Raw genomic sequence first — 4401 nt, forward strand, 5'->3', positions numbered from 1 at the left:
CGGCCTCGGCAACCCAGTTGCGGATGGCCTGCGCGGAGGGCTCGAACTCGCGAGCCAGATCGTTCGGATCACGCCCGGCGCGGGCCAACTCGACCATCTGTCGGCGGAACTCGGTGGGGTAAGGGGGACGACTCTTCGGCATTGGACAAACACCTCACGCGAAAGCGTTCTCGGTGTCCACCAAACAGGGGCAATCCCAAGGAACGGCAGCGCCCAGACGCGCCCCGCCCAGGGGATCGGCGCGAGCAGCATCAGGCTCATCCAGCGCAGCCCGCTCGCCTTGACGAAATGGCTGTCGAACGAGCGCACCGGGTCGCGGTAGATGCCCTTGGCCGCGATGCGTTTGCCGCGGCGGCGCTCGATCGTATCGTCGAGCCCGAGCACTACGGGGCCGTGCGGCGCGAAGGCGGCGATCAGCAGTCCGAGCAGGATGCGGCTGCCGGACCGAGGGCACCATGCGGCGCGGTTGAGGATGCGGTGGACGTTCACGAACCGCCGCTCATGCGCGCGGCCCATGATGCGCAGTACGTTGGTCACCGTGCGACGGCCGGGGGTGAGGATCGCGCCGATCAGGAGGATCTGCGCATGTCGCCACGAGCGGTGGACGAACAGCGGCGTGAACGACAGGATGAGTCCGGCGAAGCGGGCGGGCAGATCGGGCATCGGGTGTCTCTTGCTGGGGACACCCCCAGCCTACCCGTCATGCTCGCTTCGTCACCTCGCACCGCTCGACCGCTCCCCATTGGCCAAAGTCGAGCTTAGTCGGTGTGGTCTCGGGGCATAGTTGGCGGGACGGATCAGCAGCGCAGCAGCCGCTACGAAAGGCCGCTGCGCGTCTTGCGCCATCGTTGGTCGCAAAGCCAGGGTACAAGATGCCGATCAGGGCAGAGCGGTGATGTTGCGCGGATGCAGTCGTCCGCGCGAGAGGTCGGCAATTGCTAGGAGATTGCCCGCGAGGCGCCCTCGGCGATCTACCCAGGGTTCGGGAGCAAACGAGTAGATTATATTGGCAGCTATGTTGCGGCTCACTTGTACGAAAGCATGTTTCGGAGACATCGTGCGCTTTCGAAACAAGTACCAAGGATTTGCGATTTGTGAATACCCCAGCCGCCGACCCGGCGAGCGGCCTTTTTTGCTGCCGAGATGAACACCTTGCAGATGGTCGCAGCGCACGATCCGGCCATGCATTGCAAGCTGCCGGCTGAAGTCAACGTCTTCCAACCATGCATAAAGCGGCAAATTCTCATCAAAGCGGATGTGGGAGTCGTTGATGGAGGTCAGTCGAACGGTCATATTGCAGCCGTATCCATTGTAAAGCGTGCTCGTCGCAGCGCCTTCCTTTGAAGAGCGTCGTTCGGCGAGTATGCGGCGAGCATCATCCACGGACAGTCCGGGTCCTGGGGCTCCGTCGGCATGGACAAGCCCAGAGGCGATCACAATCTCGGGCCGAGTGGTAAAAAGTAATGCGGCTTGTCGTAAGTAATCTTTGGCCGGAAAAAAGTCGTCGTCGAAGAATGTGACCGTCCCACTCCGGGATCCTTTTAATCGATCAAGTATAGCGTTTCGCTGTGGGCAGCTCCCGGCTGGAGCGCGCACGAATTCAACTCTCAATTTGAGCCGGGAGATTGCGTGCTCGTCCACATCCTCGGGGGTTGCCGGAGCGATGTACACGATGTCTGGAAGGCGTTCTTGGTGGGACAGCTCATCCAGCATCGCTGTCAGAACATCGCGGCGGCCGGCGGTCGCGATCGCGACGAAAACAGGCTCCTGCACTGTCAAACGCTCCCATCTGAAGTCTGGCTCGTCATCAACCTATAGGCGACTCGCAAAGAGAGCGTCGACCGCTGGACAGATCTTGTGTCAAACTGTCTGCTCATTTTAGGTCCTGAAAAGCTCTCACGCACGGGTTCTGCGGCAATGCAATGCTCTTGCTTAATCGAACTCTGCGGGTGCCGCTCCAGATTGACGAGGGGAGACTCCCGATAATCGTTGCGCAAAGCGGTCTACACAGGGAGCCAGCTCGGTTCATAAGCGTTCTTGGATGATAGCGTCTGCCCCCGCAGTAATCGAGCTTAGAATTCGAAACCTGATTCCGCCGCAGACGCGTCCAGGCCATGCAGCGACGCGTTGAGCAGTTCGCGCACCGAAGGTATCGCCGGCACGCACGTATAGAGTAACCTTGGCATCGCGATGCGGACCAATTACGCAGGCGACTCGCCTGTCGTCCTTAAGCTGGTTCAACAGCGCTTGTTGCCAGACCTTCACGCCGCCGTTGATCAGGACTGCGTCGAATGGCGCGTGCTCGGACGCGCCGGCGACAATCGGTCCCTACACCACCCGGGCGGTGGCGCTGAGCCGCGCACCCAATTTCGGGGATGCCCGGCACCGACTCAAGGGCGGCCACTTCCGCGCATAGATCGGCCATGATTGCCGCCGCATAACCGGAGCCGGCGACGACATCGAGCGCGGCTACGCCCGGGCGAACCGTCAAGGCCGGGACCATCCGGTCCAAGACCATCGGTGTTGGCAGGCAGGCAGTCTCGCCACTGGAGATCAAGACCGTTAAAATCTGGTCGATATACGCGATGAACTCGCGGCCCTTCGGAATGATGGCCTCGCGCGCTCTCGTGTCAAACGCGTCCAGCACCGTATTGTCGTTCACGTGGAAGGTCCGCAACTGGCAGTTGACCATCATCCGCCGCGCCTGAGCGTAATCGATCATCGATACTTGTCCCCGAGCCGGATTCGTCCACAATGCCGACCGGGTACCGGCCCACACCGGCAACGCCGGCCAAACATAAGCGTCCCAGGTAGACGGCGTTCTCGGAGATCGAGCCTTAAAACGCAAGGTGATCGCCCCCGAAAGCGGTGGCCCGGGCTGGGCTACGCGTCCAATCACGAGGGCAGAAGTGGGGATTGACGTGTTCGCTTCGGTTTGAACGCGACACTGAGTTCCGCCCAGATCGATCCGCCGAGGCCGATAACGTGGCCGACAACGGCCTGCCACGGGCCTGCGGGAGGTCGAGGCGCGAGTTTGCGCACCGTATGCCGGCACGTCTGCGCCGCCGCCGCTGTCTGCTTTGCGCCGGCCGCAGCGACGCTTGCCCGACTACCGGGGGGGCGATGACATCACTTGGAGGAATCGAGCATTCGGTGCGCCGGCCTGGACGGGTGCTCCAACGGTGGGCCACCCGACGTCTGTCTGGCCGACGAAAAGCCATTAGCAACCTGTGCTTCTTAGTCCGCCGGTTCGCCAGGCTGGTAATTGTCTGGATGCGAGACCTCCTTTGCGTCTGCGACGATACGAAGGGCGCATTTGATGAGGCTTGGGCTGGATGGTCTGTAGGTGGGATTGGCGAGCGCGGGATCAGCTTCGAGACGCTGGCGCAACACCATCTCGGGCGAGAGACCTTCGAGCACGCGCTGACGGCGACGGTTGTAGGCCGCGTTGAAGCCGCGCAGCACGATCTCCAGGTCGGCGTGGCTGTAGATCATGATGCCCAACACCTGCCGCTGCACCCGGCCGTTGAAACGCTCGACCATACCATTGGTCTTCGGCGTGTACGGGCGCGTCTTGCGATGCTGCACCCCGTGCCGCTCGCACGCTGCCTCGAAAGCATCGGCGGTGAAGCAGGAGCCCCGATCGGTGAGCACGTGGGTGACCCGGAAGGGGAAGGCGTCGAGTGCGTCCGTGAGGAAGGTCACCGCCGAGGCCGTTGTCTCGTCGTCCAAGACGGCGAGGTGCACGTAGCGGGAGGCGCGGTCGATGGCGACGTAGAGGTAGCGGTTGCGGGTGGTGCCGTCGCGGTCACGTAGTTTGGGTAGGTGCTTCACGTCGACATGGACGAAGCCGACCTCGTAGTCCTTGAAGGTGGCGTGCGGCTTGCGGGCTTGCTCGGCGGGCGGCAGCCGGTTGAGGCCCTCCGCCCTGAGGATGCGGTAGACGGCGTCCCGGTTCAGGTGTGGCAGGAGGTGGCTGACAACGAAAGTCAGCGCATCAAGGGGGAAGCCGGTGGAGCGGCGGAGCGCGCACACGATGGCACGCTCCTCATCGCTGGCGCGCCAGAGCAGCTTATGCGGCCGAGCCGAGCGATCGTGACAGGCACCGGGGCTACGTTTGCGCCATTTGCGGATGGTCTCGGTGAAGACGCCGTAGCGCTTGGCCAGCACCCCGGAGCTTTCGAGCGAGCGGGCGATCTCGATGCGGACAGCCCGAGTAGTGCGGGCCTGGGGATGGATGGCAAGCATCAACGAGCCCTCCTAGATGTTTGGTCCCACCGTGTGGTGATACATCTGGTGCCACATGGAGGGACGCGCTATGGGACAGATTCTCCACGGCAGCGCCACAACGACAGAGACGGTCCGTCGGGCAATCCAAGCTCGTAAAGAGAGCGTGAGAGC

Annotated in this window: 4 protein-coding genes and 1 pseudogene; all 5 read right to left on the minus strand. The window is 62.7% G+C overall.

What is annotated here, in order from left to right; genetic code table 11:
- On the minus strand, positions 1–142 hold a 142-nt coding region (locus MKL11_RS08045; protein ID WP_243942013.1), incomplete at its 3' end, for a transposase.
- A 77-nt stretch (positions 143–219) separates the two neighbouring features.
- Positions 220–663, minus strand: a pseudogene (locus tag MKL11_RS08050) (transposase); the annotation flags it as partial.
- A gap of 216 nt (positions 664–879) precedes the next feature.
- A complete protein-coding gene (locus MKL11_RS08055; protein ID WP_243942006.1) occupies positions 880–1773 on the minus strand; it encodes a glycosyltransferase family 2 protein in 894 nt (297 codons plus the stop codon).
- Positions 1774–2227: 454 nt separating this feature from the next.
- On the minus strand, positions 2228–2722 hold the full coding sequence (locus MKL11_RS08060; RefSeq protein ID WP_243942008.1) for a hypothetical protein: 495 nt from the start codon (positions 2720–2722) through the stop codon (positions 2228–2230).
- 515 nt (positions 2723–3237) lie between these two features.
- A complete protein-coding gene (locus MKL11_RS08065) occupies positions 3238–4248 on the minus strand; it encodes an IS481 family transposase (protein ID WP_243942011.1) in 1011 nt (336 codons plus the stop codon).
- Positions 4249–4401 lie beyond the last annotated feature (153 nt).

It is taken from the genome of Methylobacterium sp. J-077, from assembly GCF_022829365.1.
Taxonomy (GTDB): Bacteria; Pseudomonadota; Alphaproteobacteria; order Rhizobiales; family Beijerinckiaceae; genus Methylobacterium.

What these genes read in the sequence shown, in the direction of transcription:
- MKL11_RS08060 (WP_243942008.1), bottom strand. Translation starts at nt 2,722, where the DNA reads ATGATCGATTACGCTCAGGCGCGGCGGATGATGGTCAACTGCCAGTTG.
- MKL11_RS08065 (WP_243942011.1), bottom strand. Translation starts at nt 4,248, where the DNA reads ATGCTTGCCATCCATCCCCAGGCCCGCACTACTCGGGCTGTCCGCATC.